The organism is Akkermansia muciniphila ATCC BAA-835 (genome assembly GCF_000020225.1).
In the GTDB taxonomy this organism is placed as follows: Bacteria; Verrucomicrobiota; Verrucomicrobiia; order Verrucomicrobiales; family Akkermansiaceae; genus Akkermansia; species Akkermansia muciniphila.
Window position 1 is genome coordinate 457,874 of sequence record NC_010655.1, and the last position, 24,470, is coordinate 482,343.

The following is a 24,470-nucleotide window of genomic DNA, read 5'->3' on the forward strand; positions in this document are numbered from 1 at the left end:
AATTCCGGCGATCACGCAAGCAGTTGAAGCAACTGCAAAACATCTTTCCAGCAACCGGAAAGCCCCGTTCCCGGAATAACCGGAAACGGGGCTGAGAGTTTAAAGGCTCAACAAAAAACGTTATTCCGTAATGCCGGCGGCTTCTGCTTCGGCAGCCTTGGCATCTCGCAAAGCGGCACGTATGGACATTTTCACGCGTCCCTTGTCGTCAATACCAATGCACTTGGCGGTCACCACGTCTCCGACGCTCACGACGTCCTCCGTCTTGGCGGTGCGGCCTTCGGCCAGTTCGGAGATATGAATCAGGCCATCCTTGCCGGGCAGCACTTCCATAAACGCTCCAAAGGTGGTCGTGGAAACAATCTTACCGGTGTACAGTTCCCCGATTTCAATGGTCTTGAACATGCGGGTGACCAATTCCAGAGCACGGTCCAGGCCTTCCTGCTTGGCGGCGTAAATATGCACGGTGCCATCTTCCTCGATATTGATATCGGCGCCGGATTCGGCCTGAATAGCCTTAATGTTCTTGCCGCCGGGGCCGATCAGTTCGCCAATGCGGTCGGCGGGAATTTTGGTGGTCTCAATACGGGGAGCATTCGGGCTCATCTGGGCCGGAGCTGCAATGGCTTCATTCATGACCTTCAGAACATCCGTGCGGCCGGCTTTCGCCACGTGAATGGCTTCCTCCAATATGGAGAGGGGAATGCCGGGCAGCTTGAGGTCCAGCTGGTAGCCTGTCACGCCTTCCGACGTGCCGCAGAGCTTGAAGTCCATATCACCGTAAAAGTCTTCGGAACCGATGATATCCAGCAGAGTTTTGTAAGAGGTGATTTCATGCTGGTCATTCTGTTCCGTCACCAGGCCCACGGAAATACCCGCTACAGGGCGCTTGAGGGGCACGCCGGCCGCCAGCAGAGACATCGTGCCCGCACAGACGGAAGCCATGGAGGTGGAACCGTTGGATTCCATGATTTCAGAAGAGACGCGAATGGCGTACGGGAATTCCTGTTCGCCAGGCACGACCGGAGCGATGGAACGTTCCGCCAAAGCGCCGTGGCCGATTTCCCGGCGGTTCTGACCGCCGAAACGGCCGGTGTCTCCCACGGAGAAAGGCGGGAAATTGTAGTGCAGGATGAAACGCTTTTCATTCACGCTGCCCGTGTAATTGTCCATGTACTGGCGTTCTTCCATCGGAGCGAGCGTCGCCAGGCAAAGGGACATCGTTTCACCGCGGGCGAACATCGCGGAACCGTGCACCACAGGAGGCAGCACATTGACTTCCGCAGTCAGAGGGCGCAGCTGCTTGAGAGCCCGGCCATCGGCCCGCTTGTCCTTTTCCATGATGGAGATGCGGAAAGCCTTTTTCTGAATATATTCAAAAACCTGTTCCACATCAAAGTCAGTAGCTTCCGGATGGCGTTCCTTGATGGCGGCCTCCACTTCGTCACGCAGGGCCCCCACTTTTTTCTGACGCTCCACCTTGGAAGGGGCGTAAATGGCTTCCTCAATACGATCGCCGGCAATTTCATAGCCGATTTCCAGCAATTCCGGCTTGGCAAGGCAAAGTTCATAAGCGCGCTTCTCCTTACCGCAAACGGCGCGGAGCTCTTCCTGCTTTTCGCAAATGACCTTCACGTTCTCCTGGGCGACACGCAAAGCGGCGATAAAATCTTCTTCCGGCAGTTCATTAGCGGAACCTTCAATCATGATGACCTGATCCTTCGTGCCGGCAAATACCAGATCCAGCTGACTATGTTCACGCTGGGAGTTGGTCGGATTGATAACAAACTGTCCGTCAATACGGCCCACACGCACAGCCCCTACGGGTTCGGCAAAGGGAAGATCGGAAACGACACAGGCGGCGGAAGCGCCGTTAATGCTCAGGATGTCCGGTTCGTTTTCACCATCGGCGGAGAGCAGAAGCGTAATTACCTGCGTATCGTAGAAGTAGCCCTTGGGGAACATCGGGCGCAGGGGGCGGTCCGTCATGCGGCATGTCAGGATTTCCTTTTCCGTGGGACGCCCTTCGCGTTTGAAATAGCCGCCGGGGAACATACCCGCCGCAGCGGCCTTTTCCTTGTACTCCACGGACAGGGGGAAGAAGGTTTGCCCTTCCTTGACTTTGGTGGCGCTTACCACGGTCACAAGAACGACGGTATCGCCGCTGCGGACAACAACAGCACCGTCCGCCAAACGGGCCATCTTGCCGGTTTCAATCGTGATAGGATTCGTACCAACGTTGCATTCAACTGAATGTATGCTCATTATATTTTTTGTCTTTCAATCACCCGCAGCCTCATCAGCCCATCCAGGCCGGCTCCGGGCGGGAAGCCTGAATGGCGTCAGGTACGGGCAGTGCCTCAGGAAGATGTTATCCGCGACAGTCCTTTCCCAGAAACAGAGGGGGGAATACTGTCCACGCGGCAGGACGCGCATCCCAGATGGATCAAACGCTCCGGCCCAGTCTTACCGGCTTGACAGCCTGTGAAAATCCGAAAATTTCTCAAGGCATGCCCGACAGAAACGTTTCGGGAAACGAATCCCCGAACGTCGAATGAGAGCATAATCCCTGTCAAGGATAATGCAAGCAAATAGTTTGATAACCATAGCAGTCCATTTCCTTCCAGGGCTTTAAATATTCACCCGCATGGGGAGAAAAGGTATTTTTCCCATCTCACCTTCATCCATTCAATATTCTTCGCATTCCTGATTGAAATGCATTACTCCAAGCAAAATATCCGGAAATGTCCGCCTTCCCTTCTTCACAGGAGCGGAAATGCAGAATTTAAGGGCGGGCTGAGTATTCCTGCCTGACTCCCATAACAGCCGCCCACTGCTTTTTCATCCATATTTTCCTATTCTTTGCGCGGCTGCATCATACCCGCAATACCGGACTTTCCGTCCCCAGCAAACATTTACGCAGGAATAAAGGGGCAGTCATGCCAACAAAAACAATCTCCACACTCCAGAATATCTTCTTTCACAAAAAGACAGGCCTTTCAAACTCTCCTGACCAAAACACAAATCCACAGTCACCCGCCATGCCCCCCTTCCATGACAACGCTACCATGCCAGCCCCTCCCATAAAAACAACGGCCGCTGCGGAAAACCGCAACGGCCGAATCAAACGGGAATATGCTCCGCCTTTTAGCGGCGAAGGCCAAGACGCTGGATCAGACTCTGGTACTGGGCCATATCTTCACGCTTGACGTAATCAAGAAGCTTGCGGCGCAGAGCCACCATCTTCAACAACCCGCGGCGGGAAGAAACATCATGTTTATTCGTGCTCAGGTGTTCGGTCAGGTGGGCGATGCGCTGGGTCAGGCGGGCAATCTGGTAGCTGGAACTACCGGAATCCTTTTCATGCATCTTGAATTCCTGCAAATTGATTTCGTTACTCATAAGTGTTTTCCTTGAATGTATTTAGCTCGTGGCAGCGGCTAATCGACACTGTGAGGGCGCCAACTATGCATCATCCAGCCCCAAAAGCAATTCAAATTTCGTCATCCCGGGGAATTTGCCTTCGGTCCCTGGGAAAGCGGCCCCTCTCCATTTTCCCCGGTGTCCCAGACTTCGCGGTCCTTTTCCGTCACGGGGCGAACCACACGGCAGGGATTACCCACGGCCACTACATTGGCGGGGATGTCCTTCGTCACCACGCTGCCCGCGCCTATCACGGAATTTCTCCCAATACGCACGCCCGGGGCAATCACCGCATGACCGCCTATCCATACTCCATCCTCAATGGTAATGGGCAGAGCAAATTCCAGCCCCTGCCGTCTCAGCCCCGGGTCTACGGGATGCCCGGCAGTATAAATGCCCACGTTGGGACCTATCAGCACGTCATTGCCAATGGTAACGGCAGCGCAGTCCAGCACCACGAGGTTGAAATTGACATACACGCGGTCCCCCAGCCGTATATTGGAGCCGTAATCACAACGCAGCGGAGGTTCCAGATAACACCCCTCTCCCATTTGGCCGAAAAGCTCCCGGGCCAATTCCCGGCGCAGGCTTTCATTTTCCGGAGCGGACTGGTTATAACGGAAAACAAGCCGGCGCGCCCTGAGCCGGGCGGCAGCCAATTCAGAATCCTGGGCATGATATAAACGCCCGGACAGCATGTTATTCCAGTCCTTCGAGGCCATTGGATGAAGAGGGGGTCACAGCGTCCGCCTCAGAAAAAGGCAGCTGCCCGTTTTTCTGTTCTCCAACAGACGGCATGGCGGCGGCATCTTTTTTTACGGACGTTTCCGATTTTACAAGTTCCTTCTTTCCAGAGGAAGCTGAATTTGCGCCAGCCACCGGGGCAGCAGGCTTGTGCACCGTCCGGAACATTCCGGACGGCTTTTGTTGAAGCTCGTGAATATTCCAGTTTCCATCCCTGACAACCACACGGGTTCCTACGGGAGCTATTTCAAAGAGATTTTTCGCAATCAAGTGGGGAACACGGATACATCCATGGGAGGATGGATGACCGGGCAAGTACCCTTCATGAATTCCTACAGCCCCGTTCACTCTCATGAAATAGGGCATCTTGGCAGGTTCAAACCTCTCGCCGGGACGGGGGGAATCCCTTCGTATATCCCCATCCCGCAATTCTCCGTCAGCGTTAATAAACGCACCGTAATAGGAATGATGGTCTTCCTCCTTGGAAGCAATGAGGAAGTAGCCGGAGGGCGTCATGCCGGAACTTCTTCCGGAACTGATGGGGGCATACGCAATGCGGTGCGTCCCCCGGTAGATATACATCATCTGCTTTTTCTTATCCACTACGACCAGCAGCTTTCCGGGCAGCGACGGATCATCTTCCCACTTGAGCAGGTGCCCCGGAATAGTTCCCGTTTCTTCAAAATACCCCGTCATTTCTTCTACCGGAATATGGGAAGAGGGGACAGGGGAAAGCTCCCTTCCCGTGGTACCGCAGGACGAAAACAAAAACGGAACACACAGGCAGGAAACCAACGGATGGAAAAGGGATAATTTCATCTCAATAAGTCGCATCACTGCGTTAGACAGCTGGAGGCCGGAAAAAAGAACCGCTTTTTGACAAAACTGTCAACTATCAATCAAAAAAATCTCTTTTCCTTTACTCCTGCCCTCTGTTACCACATCCGGGCGCGCCTGCCGCGCTCCCGGCCGTTCCCGGTTCCGTGGAGCAGGCCATGGGACCAAGCCTCCGCAAAGGTTCGTGCGGCATCCGCCGTATGGGAATGCCCGTCATGCACGGGGCTTTCCGCAATGGCTCCGCCTACGCCGGGAGGCCTGGACCTGTACAACTCCAGATGCTCCACGCCTCCCGGCTCCTCTTCCCCACAGAAGCCTCGCGCCTTTTCCTGGGTGCGGGCATGGAAAAAACTGCGCTCCAGCAATTCCCTCAGCGTATTAATGCCACGCCAGACATCCGTGGTTCTGGGGACGACGCGCACATTCACCAATCCCAGCCTCCCCATATTCTCCACATAGGAAATGCCGTGCGCATCCCTCCGTGCAGCATCATGAGGCAAAAGATGGAATGTTACCGCAACACCATGATTTTTCTCCCAGTCCTTCATTTTTTCAACGTAATGGGCCAGGGGCTGCTGGCTGGCGGCATAATGGTCCAGCCAGTGGAAACTGTCTCCCATGATCTGCACAAGCCAAATGGCCGTATGGTCACTCAGCCCCAGATCCCATGCCGTGAAAGTGGGAGCGTCCGGATCAGCCTCAAACTCCACCCCTACCTGCCCCCGCTCCCGCAGGGCCATGATACGGCTGCCGTAAATACTGCCTTCTTCCCCTGTAGCAAAAGCCTCCTGCGGCGTTCCCGGATACTCCTGCTTCATGGAGGCGCCCATCACCCGGGCCATCCGGGCATACCATCTCTTCTGCCCCGCATCCAGAACCACTCCGGTCTCCCGTTCCAGAGAAAGGAAATACTCATCCAGTTCCCTGCTCCATCTGCCGCGCCCCGGCAAAGTGTACTCATCCTGGTCAAACCAGCTGAAAAAAAAGAATCTGAAATCCAAGGGGGAAAGCTCGCTTTTGCCCATGTTTTCCATGGCCTGGCGCGTCAGTTCATAATTCACTCCGTACCGTCCGCCCTCATGAGTGCTTTCCTTCAGAATAAAACCTCCGGGGGGAACTGTATTGATTGCCCCCGTACGGATTTCCCTGGCTCTCCACGGAGCATGCACGGAAACATACGCCAGCTCGGAAACATGGAGAAACTGCATGGTTCCCCCTCGCAGATTAGTCCCCACCCGCACATCGCTCCCATTGGAGAAAGCCAGGCGGCTGCGCGCCAACGTACGGGGTTGCCATTCCCCCTTTTTTTCCACGCCGGACAGGCTCTTGATTCTCTCTCCCAGCCGGGCCAGGGCCACATCCATCGCAGAGGGGTTGGGCGGCACGTAATCCAGATGGTCCCAGGCAAAATGCAGCTTGGCCAGTTTCTGCTGGGCGTCCGGCAGGCTTTTATCAATGATTCCGCAATGGAAATTGGACCGGAACAGGCTCATATCCAGCATCAGCATGGCCACATACGTAGAAATGCCCAACTGGCGCGCCTTCAGGATGTCATTCCTGTACCACAGCCGCTCATGCAGCCGCCGCTGCGCCCTGTTCAGGGAAAAACGCTGGAGCTGACCGGCTTTATTTTCTATCCAGTACAGGTGTTCCAGCCTCCAAAGCTGGCTGGACAGGACGGACTGCCACGGCAGGCTCCATGATTCCGTCAAATGATTAGAATTTTCCATACTCCTCTATTAATTCTTTCAACAGGGCTCCTTCCCTGGTCATCCCCTTCTGGGCCTCCGTCCCCTTGTCCAGGGGAAGGCGGTATGCCAGTGGATCGTTCAGCACGTGGGAAACGAACCGGAGTGCCTGCACCATCACGGGATCAAGCAGATCAAGTTTTCCTTTCAAATAACTCTCACGCACGCCCAGTTCTTCATACATCCTGATTACATCCTCCATGAAGCATCCCACAGCCTGTCTTCTGTTCCACCACCATCGTTCCTGAGCATCCGCATCCCCCAGCGTTTCCAAAATCCGGCCCAGGAACCGGGTACGGCTCGCCCGTGAATCTTCCGGGGAAGGTTCCTCTCCGGCTCCCGTAAAACACTCCAGCGGAATATAGGAATCCCGTTCGGACACCGCAGGCGCTCCCCGGCTGTCCAGATAAACGCCGTTCCATGCATGTACCACGTAGGGCGCGCGTGCCTGCCGTACGGGACTTTCCGGAATGCCCGGCATCAGGCGCACGGTATGCCCCGGGTCGTCCGGGTCACGGTAAATCACGCAGTTGGCATACATCGCGCGCGCTTCCTCCGGCTCAGGAAGAAAGGGAAGCATGCCGCCTCTCAGTTCCTCCTGCCTGCGGTCCAGAACACCAATCAGGGAAATGGCCTCATCCAACGGGAGTTCCCGGTTCCAGGCAGACGTCACCCCCCCGGGAGCCGCTCCGGAATCAATCCGGTAAATCTTCCCTTTCCAACTAACCCCGGATTCCGTAGCTTCCGGTCGGCCTGCAAAATCCCGCCTCACCGCATCCAGCGTCTCCACAGCCCGGACCACATCCGGACGGCTACGCCAGGCGGCAGGGGCGGGAACGCCACGCCTGACGGAAAAATCTTCTTCCACATACAGGGGCGCTTCCAGAATGGGTTCCGGAAGATGTTCTCCCAAAGCCTCCAGGGAAACATCCTTCGCGCGCAGAGGTCCCAATCCGGTCCGGAACGGCTTTTTCACCAAATGCAGGTACAGGCCGGGATGTTCCGGATCCGGACGCCAGGAATTCAGCTGGGGGAACTCCTGAAGCGCCCGGGACAGTTCCCTCATGCGGCTTTCCGCCAGCCGCTCCATCCTGCGTACGGAACCGCCCGCGTATCCGTCCAGCGCGGACAGGGAACGCACCAGTCCCTCTTTCACGTGATCCGGAACGGTAAACAACAGCCGTCCGGACATCAGGCTGTGAGAGTACCGCTCCACCATGGGGAGGCGGACCTCCCCTCCGGCCGGATCCCAGGCGCGCTCCGCCCGTATGCGTTCATTCATACCAACCGTCTCTCGGAGCATTCCCATAAACTCGGCAGTGTCCGCATCCTCCCTCAGCGTTTTCTTCAGCAATCCGGCCCGGCGCACCAATTCCTCAAGAGGTTCCGGAACCCTGTCAGGCATTGCGGCCCCGTAACGCGCCCAGGAAGCCACCGTTTCCGGTACGGTGTCATGATCCAGATGGGCAAAAAAATACTCCTTGGACAGCTGGGACAACTCTTCAATCAGTTCCGTTTCCCCTGGAAGCTTCCTGCGGCGCGGCACACGTTCCAAATGTTTCAACATCTCCCAAGCGCCTTCCGGGGAAAGCTGATCCGTGCGCATCAGCCGGTCCCATACGACTTCCGCCTTGTCTTCGATCAAAGCCAGGGGATTGGCCGTATTGTGAAGCCTCAGCCGGTGCATTACCAACCCCTTGGCTGAGGAAACGGGCAAATTATCCGCATCCACGCCCAGCCTCTGTACGGAACCCACATACTTTTCGTGAATATTCATGCGCTCCAACAGGGCATCACGGCTCATCAGCGTTTCAGCGGCAAGGCGCCCCCGGCCCGTCACCTCCAGACGATCCCCGGACCCCACCGCTCCGCGCACGCCGTAACCAGCTTTCAGCATATCCGCCACCGCCATGGCCGTCAGGCTGTCATACAGGCACGGGAGTCGCCCCCCCTGCACGTTTTCCAACCCGGTGGTCAGCCTCAGATAATTGGTATCCCATTCCGGCCGCCCGTTGCGGGCATGCCATTCCCAGCTACGGATCAAATCCCTCTTAGCCGAGCAGGCGGCAGAAAACATCATGGAAACATTGGCCATCAGGTCCGCTTCCGCCGCCTCCCGAGAAGGATGCCAGTCCGACCACCTTCCGTTGGGATACTTTACTCTCCACAGCCTTTCCGCACCTTCCCCTCCGGGTGAGGACTGGAACAAGCGCGGGGTCAGCAGGAGAAGGCTCTCCACCGCTTTCTGCGTCCCCGGATAAATACGCGGCGAAACCTGTTCCGGACCGGCATGCAGCCGCGGAGCATCCAGCACAGAGGCATAACGGGCCACGTTCTCCGGCGCCACCTCCAGAAACCGGGCCAGCAACCGCCCGTAACTCTCCACGGGCGTATAGCCGCGCCCCACATGCACGTCAAATTCCTTCATGTTGGGAAGTACGTGGTACAGGCTGTTCACATCCGCCTGGGTTCCCCATACCATGCGGTTCATCTCCCGCAGCTCAGGGCTTACCCCATGGCGTTCCTCTCCGCCAAGAGAAGCCATCATGCCGCTCATCCTGGCCAGGGCGGAGGGAAGGCCGTCCGGATTAAAAGATTCAGACAACAAATCCGGAGCATTCAGCAACGCACTCCCTTCCTCCAGCCACCGGCGCGCCCTGCCGCAGGCGCCTTCATCCCGGCAAAACGACTTCCATAAACGAAAAGCCACATGCCCGGACGCCTCTTCATGCGGCACGCCGTGTACCCGTTCCATCACTCCTTCATAAACATTGGCTCGTGTCCGCAGATCCATATCCTCCGTAACGGCGTCCCAGTCCCTGCCGGAAAAACCCGCACGGCGCCCCTCCTCTTCCGGATAAGCCAGCAGCAACATCCTGTACGGCCGATAGGAGCGCTTCTTCAGCCTGTCCGCCACAAACGCTCGGCGCAAAGCATCCGCATGAATATCATATTCCTCCGCATTCCTTAAACGCCATGGGATTTCCCGTCCGTTCCTGTTCCGGACCAGACCCAAATCTTCCTCTTCCATACGGCCCAGAGTCTCATACCAGGAAGAAAGAGCCTCCTCTACGGAAGGCCGGCCCTGCGTTCGCTTCATCTCCACACCGGGAGCCGGTTCCGCCGCATAAACAAGCTGCCCGTCCGCTGCGGCGGCTTCACCCACGCGGGGCAGACCAGCACGCAACAGCCACTTGGTTCTGGCCGTAACATAATCCGGATGAGGAAAAAGCTTTTTCAACACCGCTTCCGATTCGGGGAAATCCCGCATCTTCCAAGGCTTTGTACGTACAGGAGAAGGCAAATCCAAAAAATCTCTCACATCCTGTTCCGTCTTCAAAAAAGGCTCTCCGGCTTCATCCAGGGCGCGAGACCACTCCAAAGCCTTCCTGGAAATGTACAAAGACCCCCACAGCGGAGAATTACGCAGGGACTTCTGCAACAATTCCCCGGCACGGTTTACATCCTTATCCTGCAAAATCCTGGAAACCGTTTCATCCGGAATTCCGAATACTTTCAGAGGGGAACCGTCTCCAAGCAGCATTCCGGCATGGCGGAAATGGTTCAGAGCGACCTTTCCCGCGCCTATCAGCAGGAAAGGCATCATCATGACGGCCTCCCTCAACTGGTCATCCGCGGAAGCCTGTCTGGCCTTCCATCCCTCCCAGTCCACACCGGACGCCTTATTCGTAAGAGCTCCCACGCCTTCCTGAACGACCATGGGCGTCAACTCCATCAATTTATTTTCCGCCTCCATCTTCACGGCATCCGCCGCAACGGCTCCCATTCCGGGAAAAAACGCACCAGGATTCCCTGATGCGGGCCTCATGGCCCGGAACGCCCGCATTCCCTGCCCCAACATCTTCTGGCCCAGTTTCGTCATTCCGAAGGAAAGCAAGGTATTCACCCCGCCGGAGACGACAGCTCCCCCCATCTGGGCATCAAACACGCCGTCCGGGTTCATGCTCCGGGCCTCCGCCATATGGCGCCCCGTCTCCCCCGCCATCAACATGCCAAGCCCGGCAGGGCCGCAAAACGCCAAAGCCGTGGACGCTCCCTGCTGGGCCATGTCCACCAGCATCTCCCGGAACCAGGGGGAATCCTTTCCCCCACGCAGCGGGGCAAACTCCATCCTGGCAAAATTCCTCAGTTCTTCAAAACTCCGGGAATAATTGTCCAGCGCCTCCTTTTCCCGTCCCTCCGGCAGGAGCCATGCTGCGCCGTTTACGGCCAGCTGGGCCGCATTCTCCGCAACCTCTGCCGCACCGCGTTTAAGCGCCCCCCCCAGGGCATCCCGAAAGGCGGGACGGGAACGCAAATAGGGAGCCATCATGCGGAACACCTTCTGACGGTCTCCATCCCCCAGGGAAGCCAGGCAATCCACGGCGCGTATGACGTCCGGAACTCCGGCAACGGCTTTCCGGTTCAGCTGCATGGCGGGAAAACCTTCCTTCACCGGCTCCTCACTGGCTACCAGCCCCTCCAATCCCTTGCGGATGATCCCGGCGGCATCCGCCAGACGGTTCCTGTCATCCAGAGCATCGGATACGGCCCTGCCTTTCAATTGTCGCGCCACAGCCTGCAAATCTTCCGGCCATGCGGAAATGGCTTCCCTTCCCCGTTCGTCAGGAACCGTTCCGCCACCGGACAGAGCACGTTCATACTCTTCCTGGTATAATTCAAACAAAGCATCCCTCCGGGAAAGGCGTACCTGATTGTGCATGGAAACTGCCACGAACAATTCGTCATCAGACTTGCCGGACGCTCCATACTGCCGCGCCACCTGTTCCCGGATACTCTTCCAGTCCCTCCGGATGCGTTCACGGGGAATCGCGCCAGAATCCGCCACCCAGGACTGCATGACGCACGCGGCAATTCTTTCCCGGTCCGCCGTCCCTTCCGGATACATCGCCTCCGCTTTCAGCCTCACTTCCCGCGGAATGGTCATCACATCCCCCGTCAATACGCTATTCCAATATTCTTCCCTTTCCGACTCCCGTTCCGGGAATTTTTCCGTGCCGGAAGGTACGGAAAACACTGCGTTCCCTTTCCGAATATGGCTTTCCCCCACAGTTCCGGGAACCGCTTCCGGAAAACTCCCTTCCAGCGGGAGCGCCCCTGTCTGTTCCCTGGTTCCATTATCTTCCATCATCACTTTCCTTCTTTTCCGTTATTCATATCTGAAAACCCCACCCAGCCGGCATCCTGGAGGCGTTTCTCTTTCTCAAAAACCTTTTCCATCTCCGCAGCCGGCTGCTCCGGGGCCCTCTTCACCGCCTCTGCCAATTCCGTCTGGACACGCTTCCATTCCTCTGCCGCACGGGCATCCTCAGGCGGCCCCCATGCGCCATTCCGGAACATGGCGGACAGGCGACGGGAAGCAGCGCGGCGCAATTCGCGGGGTATGCCCAACATCACCTCGCGTCGCCGGAGAAGCCTTTCCACCTGAACGGCAGGCAAACCTGAAGTGGCCACTTCTATCAGGGCGTCAGCATCTTCCTCCCCTCCGCAATCCTCATCAATCAGCGAGGTCATGCGGCACAACAGCATATCGTCCTCCGGAATGCTGATACCGGAAAATTCCGCCGTCTGCCTCCGGTCACGGGAAGCCGTATAACGCCTTAGCTGCTCGGAACTGATCAAGCCATGCTTTTCAGCATTCGCCAATCCGTCATCCCGCAGCAACCCGCCGCCGGACACGGTGGCCGCCAGAGCATCCGCATAACGCCGCTTCAACTCCCCATACGCTGCCGCAGCCTCTTCCGCCACCTTCTTTTCCTCCGGAGTTTCCGGCATCTTCTCCTGCCGGGAAACGATGCTTACAGCGGCCGCCGGATCACGGCGGACCTCCTCCACCGCCCGGTTCAGCGCTGCGCGGGAATGCGCTTCTTCCGCCATGCGGGAAGCCTCCTCTCCCGTTACAAATATTCCGCTGCCCTCCTTAATCCTGCGTTCGGCCAGAGCGGCCTCTCCCTGCTCCACGGCAGACTCCACCCCCCCGGCCCAATACCGGCGCGCCTCCTCCAACTGCCCCAGATGGGACATCTTCTGCAAATAAATGCTCCCGGCAGTCTCCAGATTCTCTCTCGCCATGGCCACGCGCTCCCTAACCGGGCCGGACATACGGGCAGGCAGATAGGAAGGAAGCCGTTCTGACAGCGCCTTCTTCCATCTCTCCTGAAGGTGTTCCGAATCCCCTCCGGCTTCCAGCTCCCGCATCACGTCCTGTTCAAAACGATACATCCCGTCACGGGCCTGCGCCCATTGGCCGGCATCCCTCACCTCCTGCATTTCCTTCAGCGCGGTTCCCGCCACTCCGGACACATCCATCACGCCCGCCGCCAGATCCCGCACACTGGCGGCCTGTGCTTCAAAAGCATTCAACGGAATCACGCCGGACAAATCCGGAGCCACATGCAACATTCCAAAATCCTGTATTCGTATAGCCATCTTTAACGGCTTCCAAGCTAAAGAGCGGATGGAACGCACGGCATCCATTCCAAACCGTCACCGTCCGGCACTTGCCGCTTGCCAAAACCGGGCCGTTCCAACACAATCACCCCTATGACCCGCATTCGTTTCACCGCCGCATATGACGGACGCCCTTATCTGGGCTGGCAAAGCCAGCCGGGAGGCCGTACCGTCCAGGACGTGCTGGAACGAGCCTTTTCCGGACTCTTTGGAACCACCTGCCGTATCCACGGTTCCGGCAGGACAGACGCCGGCGTTCATGCTCTGGGCCAGGTTTTTCATGCAGACGCTCCGGATACCCACCGCATTCCTGCGGACAAATGGCCTGCCGCGCTCAACACGCGCCTTCCCCGAACCATCCGGATTACCCATGCGGAATACGTTCCTCCCGGTTTCCATGCCCGGTTCAGCGCCACGGGAAAAACCTACCGTTACTGCATTTCACGCGCACCCATCCTCAACCCTTTTGACGCCGGGCTGGCCTGGCACCGCCCGCTGGCATGGAGCGTGGATATTCTGGAACAGGCGGTACACCTATTCCGGGGAACGCATGACTTCACTGCTTTTGCCGCCCTGCGCGGCAATGAACCGCGCCCTATTCCGGAGGGTTACTTCCGCCGAACCATCACGCAGACACAAGTGGCACAGACAGGGGAACATGTCTTCATCACCTTTACCGGAACGGGCTTCCTCTACAAAATGGTGCGCCTCATGACGGGAGCCGCCCATGAAGCCGCACGTGGAAAAATAACGCTGGAAGAACTGGCTCGCCTCATCAACGCTCCGCTCCCGGATGACAAAAGCCCGTTTTGCGCCCCGCCGGACGGACTCACGCTGATGAGGGTCCATTACCCGGAAGAAACGTTCGGAGACAAAAAGAAAATAAACTGAAAACAGCCGTCCTTCTAGACGCGTGCCGTACCGTACAGCCCTTCCCTCCTGATCAGCGCCTCCACTTTCCGGTTCAGATGGGGAACCGGACATACGCCCGAACGCAAATCATGCCGTATGCGGGTGGAAGAAGCGGGTTCATCCCCTTCTATGAAAAGGGCGCGCACCCCTTTCCTGGGTGATGGAACCCCGCCGCGGCGGTAAACAATGAACGTCACCAGGCTGGACAAATATTCCCAGCGTCCCCACTGTTCCAGAGAATCCCACTGATCCTTGCCCATCAGCCAGAACAATTCTGCACCGGGATAACGCTCCGCCGTCCTCTCAGCCACCCTCCACGACCACGAAGGAGGCGGAAGTTCCAAATCCGTCCGGTCAAGCATGGCCCAATCCAGCCCTTGAACAGCCAGCTCAATCATCCGGCAGCGCTGGTCATCCGTCACGGAGGGGGCCTGCTCCTTCAGCGGAGACAGGGAACACGGCATAAACAGCACGCGGTCCATTCCGCAATATTTCCGAGCATGCTCGGCCATGCAAACGTGCCCCTCATGCACGGGATCAAACGAACCGCCGAAAATACACAGCTTCACCGTCATCCACCAGAAGTCAGAGTCCTTCCGTTCCCTTGTAAGGCAGAAACCCGCCGATGGGAACGCGCACCATCCTTTTCTCCAGAGGCAGGCGGCGGAAGCGGGTAATAAAATCCGTCAGGCGGCCGTAATTGCGCTCCGTCTTGGGAATCCCCTGATGGCCGCAATTCACATCCGGATTGTAATGCAGCTCCACATGAAGATGGGCCGGATACATGCCGCGGTTCGTGCCGATAGTGCCCACCTGGGTGCCGCGCAGCACCAACTGCCCCAAAACAACGTTAATATCGTTCAAATGGGAATAAAGCGTCTGGCAGCAAAGAACCTTTCCGGACTTGGGTTCGCGGAAAGCATGGCGCACAATCACCACCTTTCCCCACGCGCCCCGGGCGTCCGCCGCATAAGTTACCACCCCGTGGCCTACGGAATAAACGGGATCGCCCAAATCGGAATTGCCTCCTTTATTGCCGTTCCAATCCTCACCCATGTGACGGGGGCTTTTCAGACGCAGACCGCGGGACCGGTAATAGCCGTTGCCGTCAGGCTTTCCTACCGGAAAATCAAAACCGTCACAAAGAGGAACAAGCGCAAACTTGCTGTCCCGCCGGGCCATGTAAACGGGAGCGCTCTCGCTGATCAACGCGGAACCGGTCAGAAAAACCAGCGCCAGCAGTAAAAAACGGAAATAGGACATGGGAACGAAAGTCCTTTGTATGCTAAACGGCTCCCTACTCCGTATCAAGCGGAATTCCCCGCATGTCGGAGTTAGAATTCACTAACACGCTCCCCCATGTTTCCCACTTCCTTTCAACTTGACAGCAAAGCCTCCGTATGAAAGAAGGGAGGAGCGATTTTCGTATTTTTCAACACACTTTTTTCCGCATGAACAAACTAACCACACTCTTCCTCGGAACGGTTCTCTCTTCCTCCATGCTGCCCGGCTGGACCGCAGCACCACCCAAACCATACGGCGCGATTCCAACACCCGCCCAAATCAACTGGCAGCGCATGGAATTCTACGGCTTCATCCACTTTGGCCTGAATACGTTCACGGGACGGGAGTGGGGTTACGGCGATGAAGACCCGAAAATTTTCAACCCCACGGATTTCAATGCCTCCGATATCGTCTCCACCTTTAAAAAAGGCGGAATGAAAGGAATGATTTACACGGCCAAACATCATGACGGCTTCTGCGCCTGGCCCACCAAATCCACGGACCACAACATCACCAAGAGCCCTTGGAAAAACGGAAAAGGAGATGTAGTCCGGGAATTCGCCCTTGCCTGCAAAAAGCACGGCATCAAATTCGGCACCTACCTCAGCCCCTGGGACCGCAACAACGCGGATTACGGCAAGGATGGCTACCTGGACGTTTACTATAAACAAATCCGGGAACTGCTGACCAATTACGGGCCTGTCTTTGAAATCTGGTTTGACGGAGCCAACGGAGGAGATGGCTATTACGGAGGAGCCAGGGAAAAGCGCAATATCGGTGACGCGGAAAAATACTACAACTTTGAAAAAATCGTGGAAATGATCCGCAAAATCCAGCCCAGCTGCATCATCTGGGGAGCGGGCCACTACGGAGACGCCCGCTGGGGAGGCTCCGAAAAAGGCCACGTCAATTATCCCCATTGGAGCACTGTAGGGCTGAACGGCGGGGGCGGAGGCACCGGAAAACGCGGCGGAGAACGCTGGGTGCCTGCGGAAGGAGACACCACCATCAACCATGCCGGCTGGTTCTGGCACCAGGGACAGGCATCCCGCGTCAAATCCCCTGAAGAACTTATGCAGGTATGGTTTGATTCCGTAGGCCGCGGGGCCAACCTCATTCTGAACGTGGCGGCGGACAAAACGGGCAGACTGGATCCTGCGGATGTCAAATCCCTGCTGGAATTCAAAGAACTGCGCGACAAGCTATATGCCAGGGACTACGCGTTGGGAGCAACCGTCACAGCCAGCCAGACGCGCGGCAACGACAAAAAATTCTCGCCCTCCAACATGACGGACGGCAACATTGAAACTTACTGGGCCGTGGAAGATGACAACCTGACCCCCACCGCCGTTATTACGCTGCCCAAACCCGCCACTTTCGACGTCATCCGGCTGCGCGAACAAACACGTCTGGGACAACGCGTGGACTCCTTCAATATTGACGCTTTCGTCAATGGCAAATGGGTTTGTATCGACAATGAAGGGAAAACCATCGGCAACCAGGTCATGCGCCGCCTGAACCGCCCCATCACTACCCAGAAACTGCGCCTGCGCATCACGGGCAGCCAGGCCACTCCCTGCATCTCGGAATTCTCCCTCTTCCGCCAGCCTGCGGGCGCCGTGCGGCCCTCCATCTTCCGCCGCGGAGACAACCTCGTCATCATTGCGGACGGCAAAAATAAAATCCTGTACACGACGGACGGCAGCGAACCCAAAGCAGGATCTCCCGTTTACAGCCAGGGTGCTAAATTTACGGAAAGCGGCATTGTCAAGGCTCGCTGCCAATTCTCCAATGGTAAATTGGGCCCTGTCAGCCAGGCCAAATTCGGCATCAGCAAAACCGGATGGAAAGTGAAAACCGCCACATCCGGGAATGCGGCGGCGGCCATAGACGACAATCCGGAAACCTCATGGCTTGCCAAGGCGGAAGCGCCTCAATCCTTTGTGGTGGATATGGGAAAACCGTACCAGGTTTCCAGCTTCTCCTACCTGCCCAGACAGGATGGAAAAACCTCCGGCATGACGGATAAATACCAATTTGAAGTAAGCGCGGATGGGAAAAACTGGACGAAAGTGGCGGAAGGGGAATTCTCCAACCTGCGCGCTAACCCCATTGAGCAATCCGTTAATCTCAAAAACATGAACGGACCTGTGCGTTACTTCCGCTTCATCGGCACCAGTTCTCTGGACGGCAACAGCGCTTCCGCTGCGGAAATAAACGTTTTCGGCACTCCCGCAGGCAAATAAAAACTTCCCTGACTTTTCTCACCAGGGCATTCCGGTTTTTTACGGCCGGAATGCCTTTTTTGCGGCACGAACCCATTTGCAAAACAGGCTCCGGCAGACAAACCGGCATCAAGGAAAACGGGAAAGGACAGGCCAGAATTCCGTCCAACTCCCCCTGCAGCGCTTCAATAGGCTGGGAATGTCCCGTATATCGCCGCAACGGCCAAAAGTCCAAAGGGACGGCTCCTGCATGGCTGCCTTTTTCAGCCACCGCCGGTATGCGGAACATATTGAAATCGGAAAAAGCCCTGCAACCCATGCCAACGGCAGAACCCCGGGAAAAACGCCTACCGACTGAAATCAGCCACGATATCATCTCCGGAAGGCTTCTGTTCCATTTCCTGTTTGTACGAACAATCTTCTCCCTGCCGTCGGAAAACCTGGCGCTTTTCCTTACATCGTAAAATCTATTTTAAGCAAACAACGGGAAGACCCGGTCAACTCAGCGAGGGATTTCCGCAAAACAGAAGCTTTCCTTTTCAAAAATCAGGTATGAAAAAGGGCGCATCCTTTTGGATGCGCCCTGTGCAAATCATGCCGGCGGCGAATTTACTCCTGGCCGCTGAAATCAGGCGTGAGGATCAGGAACTGGTCGCTGATGTCCTTGCCCCTTCTCTTGGGAATGAAGGTATCCTGAAGGTTGTCGTTGTCGTCCAGTTCCAGGGTCTTGGCACTCTGGGCAGTCGTGAAAATCAGAACCTTGCCGCGGAAGCTTTCCGGGTCAAAACGCACGGCATTGCCAGCCACAACGGTGCTGCCGTCTTCACCAGGAAGCACGGAAGTGACCATCAGGGGATATTCCCCCACGGAACTTCCAATACCCACTTTCTTGTTATTGTCACCCTTGCGCATGACGTAGGAAATACCCACTTCACCGGGGGTCAGGGCCTGACCGTCGTAAATTTCACCGTTGGGAGTAACGGTGGAACCGCCGGAAGGAGTCTGAACTTTGGCGTAAAAGTTGCTTTCGGAAACAGACTCATTGCCCAGAAGCTGACGGAAATAGTCATTGGAAGTATCGCCCTGAAGTGCGCCCAGGCCGCTCATATAATTATGCTGGGCAACAACGCGGTCGGCAGTGATGTCATCGGGGAAATTGCCCAGTTTGCTGTTGGATTTGAACTCGTTCATCGCTACGCCCACGTTCTTCATGTTGGTCAGGGCCTGCATCTGGTCGCCTTTGTTGATCTGGTTCAGGATAGGACCATAGGCCACGGAAGCCAGCAGGGCGATAATGGCAATGACAACCAAGAGTTCAATCAGGGTAAACCCCCTGCGTAACTGGTGTGTTGCAAAAGATACTTTCATTGTTGGATATGATGGAATGTTTACAGTTTAAGAAAACCGTACGTGGTTATCTATGTTCGTTTCTACTATTAACGCGATTTCCCAGTCAGGACAAGCATATTCTCATAAAAATCTTGGTCCTGCAAGGAGTGAAAACTCTGCCGCAGCCCCCCTGCAAAAGGCCCGGAAAATACCGGGCCATGGGGAAAAATCCTACCTGCCGCTGCCGAAAAAGGAACTCAACCCTTCCAAAGCTCCGGCGGACGGCCTGTCCTCCTCGGCAATCACCTGCCGCTGGAGTTCCGCGATCTCTTCCAGCCCCTTGCGGCCTAATTCCAGCATCCGGTTCATCTGATCCGCCGTGAACACGGCCTCTTCACCGGACCCCTGCACCTCCACAAACTCTCCCTGGTCGGTCATCACCAGATTCATATCCACTTCCGCATCCTTATCCTCCACATAGCAGAGATCCAGCAGAGCCTCTCCCTCCAGTATTCCCACGGATACGGCGGAAACCAGCCTCTTCATGGGAGACTCCGCCAGCTTTCCTTCCGCGACAAGCTTGTTCACGGCAATGGCCAGAGCTACGGAAGCCCCGGTAATGGAAGCGGTGCGGGTACCGCCATCAGCCTGTAAAACGTCGCAATCCACCCAAATCGTGCGCTGGCCGATCTTGCCCAGATCCACGGCCGCCCTCAGGGAACGGCCGATCAGACGCTGGATCTCGCTGGAACGTCCGTCCAGTTTCCCCGCCGTAATATCCCGGCGTTTACGGTCAAGCGTGGAATAGGGAAGCATGGAATACTCCGCCGTCAGCCATCCTCCCTCCACACGCTGAACCTTCATCCAGCGGGGTACATCCTCCTCAATCGTAACGGCGCAAATCACCTTGGTGCGTCCGAAAGTCACCAGCACGGAAGCCGTGGCATTCGGGGCGATACCCGTTTCAAAGCTGATCGGACGCAACTGGTCCACAAGTCGTTTATCCTGACGTTCCATGCGGGGAATCATGACGGATGCCGTCATCTTTTTCAAATGGAAAGATGGAATTCCCGTTCCAAACCGCTAATATCCCTCCCATGAAACACCCTCGCACCCGTGTGGCCGTCATTGACGTGGTGGCCCTTTCCCGCCAGATGATGGAACACATGCCGCGGCTCTCCGCCTGGGCGGAGGGGCGGAGCGTTTCCTCCTTCCCCCCGGCCTTTCCGGCCCTCACCTGCTCTGCCCAGAGCACCTACGTGACAGGGCTTTCCCCGCGGGAGCACGCCATTCCCGGCAACGGATGGTACAACCGGAATATGTGTGAAATCCAATTCTGGAAGCAGTCCAACAAGCTGGTGCAGGGCCCGCGCCTCTGGGAGAAACTGAGGGAACGGTACGGTTCCGGCTTCACCTGCGCCAAACTTTTCTGGTGGTACAACATGTATTCCACGGCGGACTGGACCATCACGCCGCGCCCCATGTACCCGGCAGACGGCCGCAAGATCTTCGACATTTACACCCAACCCATGGAACTCCGGGAAACCATTAAAAAGGATCTGGGAGAATTCCCCTTCCCCACCTTCTGGGGCCCCATGGCAGGGATTCAGTCCTCCCAATGGATAGCAGACTCCGCCCGGTGGGTGGAACGGAAACATCGCCCTGACCTCAGCCTCATCTATCTGCCCTATCTGGACTATGACCTTCAGAAATTCGGACCGTCCTCGACCCAGGCTGCCCACGCGGCAGAGGCTATGGACGGTCTTCTCTGCGACTTGATCGACTTTCTGGAACGGGAAGGCGTCACCCCCGTCGTCCTCAGTGAATACGGTATTTCCGACGTATCCCGCAGCATTGCCCTCAACCGCCTCTTCCGGGAACGGGGCTGGATTACCGTCAAACCGGAAATGGGTACGGAAATGCTGGACTGCGGCGCCTCCCGCGCCTTTGCCGTGGCGGATCACCAGACTGCCCATATCTACATCAATGATCCTTCCGTAAAAGAAGAAGTGAAAGCACTGCTCTCCGCCACACCCGGAGTGGAAGAAATCAGGGAAACGGACTTCTCCGGCCTTTCTTCCGCGGCTCTGGAACGCCTGCCGGAATTCACCGCCGTCGCAGCCCCGGATGCATGGTTCACCTACTATTACTGGCTGGATGACACCAAGGCGCCGGACTTCGCCCGCTGCGTGGACATCCACCGCAAACCCGGCTATGACCCCGCGGAAATGTTCTTTGATCCGGGCCTTACCCTCCCCATGTTCCATGCCGCCGCCTTTCTGCTGAAAAAAAAGCTGGGGTTCCGCGCCCTGATGAAAGTTATCCCCCTCAATGGCGACCAGGTGAAAGGCTCCCATGGCAGAGACCGGGTGCCTGCAAACCAGCAGCCCGTATTCATCGGCCCGGCCTTCCTGCCGGAAATCCATGCTGCTGAGGATGTCCATCAAGCCATCCTCTCCGTCTTTGAAAAAGAATAATAGCGGTTCCCCTCAGCGGGCATCCGGACGGGGGTCATATTCCAGGCCGGGAACCTCCCGGTAATGAATGCCGTCCCACAGGACGGGAATGCAGCAGAAAAACCAGCTTCTCTGGCCGTCGTCTCCCTTCCAGTGCCCGAACACGCTGCGGATCAATACACGGTTCAACCCCTTGCGGAGCTTGATCTTTACAGGAGGGCGGAAAAAATACCCTTCCCAGGTCAGAGGAGCTTCTTCAATGCGCCCCTTTCCCCACCCCGTCCAGGGCAGGCTCTTGAAAGGCCACCTGGGAGGGTTCACGCGCCTTCCGTTCAACCATACGTCCCCGCCGGAAAAATCCCAGCTTCCCTGTTCAGGGGCGCGTGCGCTGCGGTACCCGCCTGAATGCCCCCACATGCCGTTCAGGCCAAACATCAGCCACACCTCCTGCTCCCTGGGGCTGCGGATGAAAGTCAGAGCATAGCAGGTTCCATCCTCCTTTCCAACCTCCCTTGACATCAGCGTGGGCCAGTGGTCCGTCCGGTACTGGTTCCGGTGCATGTTGAACATCGCAAAAAGATGCCTGACATGTACGGCGGCGCCGTAAACAGGAGTCTTCTTCCAGGCCAGTATCCTGTCCCCGTCCCTGTAGGAAGGGGCTATTCTTCTTTCCGGTTCAAAAGAGGTATCATTCTTCCCCCGGTGGTCGAATGGCCCCACCAGGCTCCAGGCAACGTCCGCCTGTTTCACATAGGCAAAAGGAACGCCTTGGAAAAAATGATCACGATGGAAAGCCAAACGCTGTTCAAACTCCCGGAATTCCTTCCAGCCGTCCGTTCCCCTGGGGGGAAGCTGGGCCATATAATCCCTCCTCTTGGTAGCGCTTCCGCGCCAGACACGCTCTGCAAACGTCAATGCACAAGGATAAAACGGATACTGTTCCAGCACCCGCCTCTCACTGCTCAGGTTTCCGTCGCACCACACGGGCATGATGGCCCCCAACGCCTTATCATCCCCTTGAGGCACCTCGCAGGGCTGCTGGAAAAACACCTGGTACACGCCGGACTGGGAATCCGCCCAGTCAATGTAAAAACCATTGCTGTCGATGCGCTTCATATTCTTATCCATCCTGGCGCCGGCCTCGTTCTCTCCCCAGCACATCAATACGGAATCCTTATCGTGCGGGCCGCCCGGAGACCACACGACCACCTCCTTGCCCTTCCCGCGGATATGCTCCGCCATACGTGGGATAAAATCCTTCATGGAAATGTGCGCCTCGTCGGATCCCATGTGGAAAAACCTCCCGGGAAACAGGGAAACGGCCTCGTCCACGACATCCTTCAATATGGAAACACCCTTCTCCGTCTGCATGCCGGTCTTCATGGCCCTGGCAAAAGGCTGGCTGTGTCCCGGCATGTCAATCTCCGGAATCACCTGGATATTCAACCGGGCGCAATAATCCGTCAGATCCTTCAATTGAGCCTGTGTATAAAACCGCCCCGGGAGCCGGGACTTCCAATGAAAAGCCCCATCCGTCAGGGCCGGATACTTCTTCACTTCCAGCCTCCATGCGGGATCATCCGTCAAATGAAGATGCAGCGTATTAATCTTATAGCGGGAAAGACGGCGCATCACCTCCTTGATCAAGGCAGGAGACATGTAATAACGCCCCACATCCAGCATAATTCCCCGCAGGACGAAAGCGGGTTTGTCACTAATACGCACAACAGGCATGGCAAATTCCCCTTCTCTATTGAAAACCAGTTGCCGCAGCGTTTGAAGAGCGTTAAAAAAACCGCCAAAACTTCCTGCCCTGACGGTTGCTTTTCCCAATCCGACGGACAGGTCATACCCCTCTCCTTTCATCCTGGCGTCCGGAAACAATTCCCATGTCATGGCACCTTCAGCAGCCCCCCCACTATTCAGGGAACCCTGAATGCCGGAAGTCCTGAATATGTCCTTGATCTCCTTCATCAAATCATCCCTGCCAGGAACATCCGAACCAACCTTCACATGAACGCTCCTGAAACCTGCCTCGCCCGCGCCCCTGACGACTTTGGAAGGATATGGAATAAGCGCGGGGGAAGAAAACTCCGGCACAGGCGCGGTAACCACCCCTCCGGCCAGCGGCCCCCATGAAAAATAAATCAGCAAGGCAATAAAAAACCGTACGGGAATGCTGAACACTCTGAACAAAAGCATTCCTTAACTACGGCATTCCATCTCCGCTCCTGTCAAAACAGGGCTTTCTCAACTGGGAAACCAAATGCTTTTCCCATCCTCTCCAACACCGACATGCTTATTCCTCCATATCGCTGTTTCCCTCCGCAAATCCGGCAATAACGAACGGGCGTCTTCGCTATCGTCCCGTTCATTCGCCAGACAGACTCCTCCAGTCAGTGCAAACGTTCCAGCAGGACGTCCATGTCCATGTAATCCTGCCCGTGAATCAATTCGCCGAGAATGGGCGCATCGGAAAACTCCTCCACCATGCTCCTGTTCGTCACGCAGGCAGTATCCCATTCATCTTTCACATTATTGAACACGATGCCCAGGCATTCCAGGCCGCGTTCCTTGATTGCATTCAGCGTTAACAGGGCATGGTTGATGGCTCCCAGCTTGTTGCCGATCACCAGAAGAACAGGCAGCTTGAAATCCGCAGCCATATCGCTGAAATTCCTTCCGGGGCCAATCGGGACTTCCCATCCTCCCACCCCTTCCACCACCACGCACTCATGTGCGGCGGACAAAGCGTCATAAGCCCGCAGGATAACCTTTTCATCCACTTTCGTATTCTCCAGCCGTGCGGCCACATAAGGACACGTGGCATTCCTCAAAAAAACGGGATTCAGTTCATCCAGCGTCAGATCCTTCGGCCCGGCTTCGCGCAAAAGGCGGGCATCCTGCCTGTCTCCGCAGGCCACGGGTTTGAACCCGGCGGCATTGATGCCCGCTTCTCTTAGAGATTTGACGATCAGGCAGCTCACATAAGTTTTACCGACTTCCGTATCGGTACCGGTAACAATGAAATTCCTCATAAC

16 protein-coding genes are annotated in these 24,470 nt (G+C 56.5%); 3 read left to right on the forward strand and 13 right to left on the reverse strand.

What is annotated here, in order from left to right; genetic code table 11:
* Positions 1-120: 120 nt before the first annotated feature.
* The 7 genes from AMUC_RS02130 to AMUC_RS02160 form a co-directional block, all read right to left on the reverse strand.
* Positions 121-2,265: a polyribonucleotide nucleotidyltransferase gene (locus tag AMUC_RS02130; protein ID WP_012419436.1), complete on the reverse strand. Its 2,145-nt coding sequence runs from the start codon at positions 2,263-2,265 to the stop codon at positions 121-123.
* Between the two features lie 882 nt (positions 2,266-3,147).
* The gene (rpsO, locus tag AMUC_RS02135; protein ID WP_012419437.1) at positions 3,148-3,402 is read right to left on the reverse strand and encodes a 30S ribosomal protein S15; all 255 of its coding nucleotides are present in this window, start codon (positions 3,400-3,402) and stop codon (positions 3,148-3,150) included.
* A 101-nt stretch (positions 3,403-3,503) separates the two neighbouring features.
* On the reverse strand, positions 3,504-4,145 hold the full coding sequence (locus AMUC_RS02140) for a sugar O-acetyltransferase (RefSeq protein ID WP_012419438.1): 642 nt from the start codon (positions 4,143-4,145) through the stop codon (positions 3,504-3,506).
* Positions 4,123-4,986, reverse strand: coding sequence for a L,D-transpeptidase family protein (locus tag AMUC_RS11775; RefSeq protein WP_157738220.1), 864 nt, complete (start codon positions 4,984-4,986; stop codon positions 4,123-4,125). Before AMUC_RS11775 ends, AMUC_RS02140 begins: the two co-directional genes overlap by 23 nt.
* A gap of 116 nt (positions 4,987-5,102) precedes the next feature.
* Entirely contained in the window at positions 5,103-6,734 is a 1,632-nt protein-coding gene (locus AMUC_RS02150; protein WP_012419440.1) for a hypothetical protein, read from the reverse strand.
* Positions 6,721-11,904 (reverse strand): hypothetical protein, encoded by a 5,184-nt coding sequence (locus AMUC_RS02155; protein WP_012419441.1) that lies wholly within the window; start codon positions 11,902-11,904, stop codon positions 6,721-6,723. The genes AMUC_RS02150 and AMUC_RS02155 overlap by 14 nt, the downstream gene beginning before the upstream one ends.
* Positions 11,904-13,202: a hypothetical protein gene (locus tag AMUC_RS02160; protein ID WP_128804712.1), complete on the reverse strand. Its 1,299-nt coding sequence runs from the start codon at positions 13,200-13,202 to the stop codon at positions 11,904-11,906. The genes AMUC_RS02155 and AMUC_RS02160 overlap by 1 nt, the downstream gene beginning before the upstream one ends.
* Before the next feature lie 114 nt (positions 13,203-13,316).
* Between AMUC_RS02160 and truA the strand changes: the two genes are divergently transcribed.
* Positions 13,317-14,114 carry a tRNA pseudouridine(38-40) synthase TruA gene (gene truA, locus AMUC_RS02165; protein WP_012419443.1) on the forward strand — a complete coding sequence of 266 codons (798 nt, stop codon included), beginning with the start codon at positions 13,317-13,319 and terminating at the stop codon, positions 14,112-14,114.
* A 14-nt stretch (positions 14,115-14,128) separates the two neighbouring features.
* On the opposite strand, the gene nadD is transcribed toward truA, so the two are convergent.
* Positions 14,129-14,710, reverse strand: a complete 582-nt coding sequence (nadD, locus tag AMUC_RS02170; RefSeq protein ID WP_012419444.1) for a nicotinate (nicotinamide) nucleotide adenylyltransferase — start codon at positions 14,708-14,710, stop codon at positions 14,129-14,131.
* A gap of 10 nt (positions 14,711-14,720) precedes the next feature.
* The gene (locus AMUC_RS02175) at positions 14,721-15,398 is read right to left on the reverse strand and encodes a M23 family metallopeptidase (protein WP_012419445.1); all 678 of its coding nucleotides are present in this window, start codon (positions 15,396-15,398) and stop codon (positions 14,721-14,723) included.
* Positions 15,399-15,586: 188 nt separating this feature from the next.
* On the opposite strand from AMUC_RS02175, the gene AMUC_RS02180 reads away from it, so the two are divergent.
* Positions 15,587-17,665, forward strand: a complete 2,079-nt coding sequence (locus AMUC_RS02180) for an alpha-L-fucosidase (protein WP_165476995.1) — start codon at positions 15,587-15,589, stop codon at positions 17,663-17,665.
* A gap of 588 nt (positions 17,666-18,253) precedes the next feature.
* On the opposite strand, the gene AMUC_RS02190 is transcribed toward AMUC_RS02180, so the two are convergent.
* Entirely contained in the window at positions 18,254-19,012 is a 759-nt protein-coding gene (locus AMUC_RS02190) for a type II secretion system protein (protein ID WP_012419448.1), read from the reverse strand.
* A gap of 192 nt (positions 19,013-19,204) precedes the next feature.
* Complete coding sequence (rph, locus tag AMUC_RS02195; protein ID WP_012419449.1) at positions 19,205-20,017, reverse strand: ribonuclease PH; 813 nt, start codon at positions 20,015-20,017, stop codon at positions 19,205-19,207.
* A gap of 53 nt (positions 20,018-20,070) precedes the next feature.
* On the opposite strand from rph, the gene AMUC_RS02200 reads away from it, so the two are divergent.
* Positions 20,071-21,450 (forward strand): alkaline phosphatase family protein, encoded by a 1,380-nt coding sequence (locus tag AMUC_RS02200; protein WP_042448657.1) that lies wholly within the window; start codon positions 20,071-20,073, stop codon positions 21,448-21,450.
* Between the two features lie 12 nt (positions 21,451-21,462).
* Here the strand turns inward: AMUC_RS02200 and AMUC_RS02205 are convergent, their stop codons facing one another.
* Both AMUC_RS02205 and bioD read right to left on the reverse strand, forming a co-directional pair.
* The gene (locus AMUC_RS02205) at positions 21,463-23,631 is read right to left on the reverse strand and encodes a family 20 glycosylhydrolase (RefSeq protein ID WP_012419451.1); all 2,169 of its coding nucleotides are present in this window, start codon (positions 23,629-23,631) and stop codon (positions 21,463-21,465) included.
* Positions 23,632-23,825: 194 nt separating this feature from the next.
* Entirely contained in the window at positions 23,826-24,467 is a 642-nt protein-coding gene (gene bioD, locus AMUC_RS02210; RefSeq protein WP_012419452.1) for a dethiobiotin synthase, read from the reverse strand.
* Between the last annotated feature and the right edge of the window lie 3 nt (positions 24,468-24,470).

Bases quoted from the DNA above. Each gene is read 5' to 3' on its own strand.
- AMUC_RS02130 (WP_012419436.1), bottom strand. From the start codon at position 2,265: ATGAGCATACATTCAGTTGAATGCAACGTTGGTACGAATCCTATCACG.
- rpsO (WP_012419437.1), bottom strand. From the start codon at position 3,402: ATGAGTAACGAAATCAATTTGCAGGAATTCAAGATGCATGAAAAGGAT.
- AMUC_RS02140 (WP_012419438.1), bottom strand. From the start codon at position 4,145: ATGGCCTCGAAGGACTGGAATAACATGCTGTCCGGGCGTTTATATCAT.
- AMUC_RS11775 (WP_157738220.1), bottom strand. From the start codon at position 4,986: ATGAAATTATCCCTTTTCCATCCGTTGGTTTCCTGCCTGTGTGTTCCG.
- AMUC_RS02150 (WP_012419440.1), bottom strand. From the start codon at position 6,734: ATGGAAAATTCTAATCATTTGACGGAATCATGGAGCCTGCCGTGGCAG.
- AMUC_RS02155 (WP_012419441.1), bottom strand. From the start codon at position 11,904: ATGATGGAAGATAATGGAACCAGGGAACAGACAGGGGCGCTCCCGCTG.
- AMUC_RS02160 (WP_128804712.1), bottom strand. From the start codon at position 13,202: ATGGCTATACGAATACAGGATTTTGGAATGTTGCATGTGGCTCCGGAT.
- truA (WP_012419443.1), top strand. From the start codon at position 13,317: ATGACCCGCATTCGTTTCACCGCCGCATATGACGGACGCCCTTATCTG.
- nadD (WP_012419444.1), bottom strand. From the start codon at position 14,710: ATGACGGTGAAGCTGTGTATTTTCGGCGGTTCGTTTGATCCCGTGCAT.
- AMUC_RS02175 (WP_012419445.1), bottom strand. From the start codon at position 15,398: ATGTCCTATTTCCGTTTTTTACTGCTGGCGCTGGTTTTTCTGACCGGT.
- AMUC_RS02180 (WP_165476995.1), top strand. From the start codon at position 15,587: ATGAACAAACTAACCACACTCTTCCTCGGAACGGTTCTCTCTTCCTCC.
- AMUC_RS02190 (WP_012419448.1), bottom strand. From the start codon at position 19,012: ATGAAAGTATCTTTTGCAACACACCAGTTACGCAGGGGGTTTACCCTG.
- rph (WP_012419449.1), bottom strand. From the start codon at position 20,017: ATGACGGCATCCGTCATGATTCCCCGCATGGAACGTCAGGATAAACGA.
- AMUC_RS02200 (WP_042448657.1), top strand. From the start codon at position 20,071: ATGAAACACCCTCGCACCCGTGTGGCCGTCATTGACGTGGTGGCCCTT.
- AMUC_RS02205 (WP_012419451.1), bottom strand. From the start codon at position 23,631: ATGCTTTTGTTCAGAGTGTTCAGCATTCCCGTACGGTTTTTTATTGCC.
- bioD (WP_012419452.1), bottom strand. From the start codon at position 24,467: ATGAGGAATTTCATTGTTACCGGTACCGATACGGAAGTCGGTAAAACT.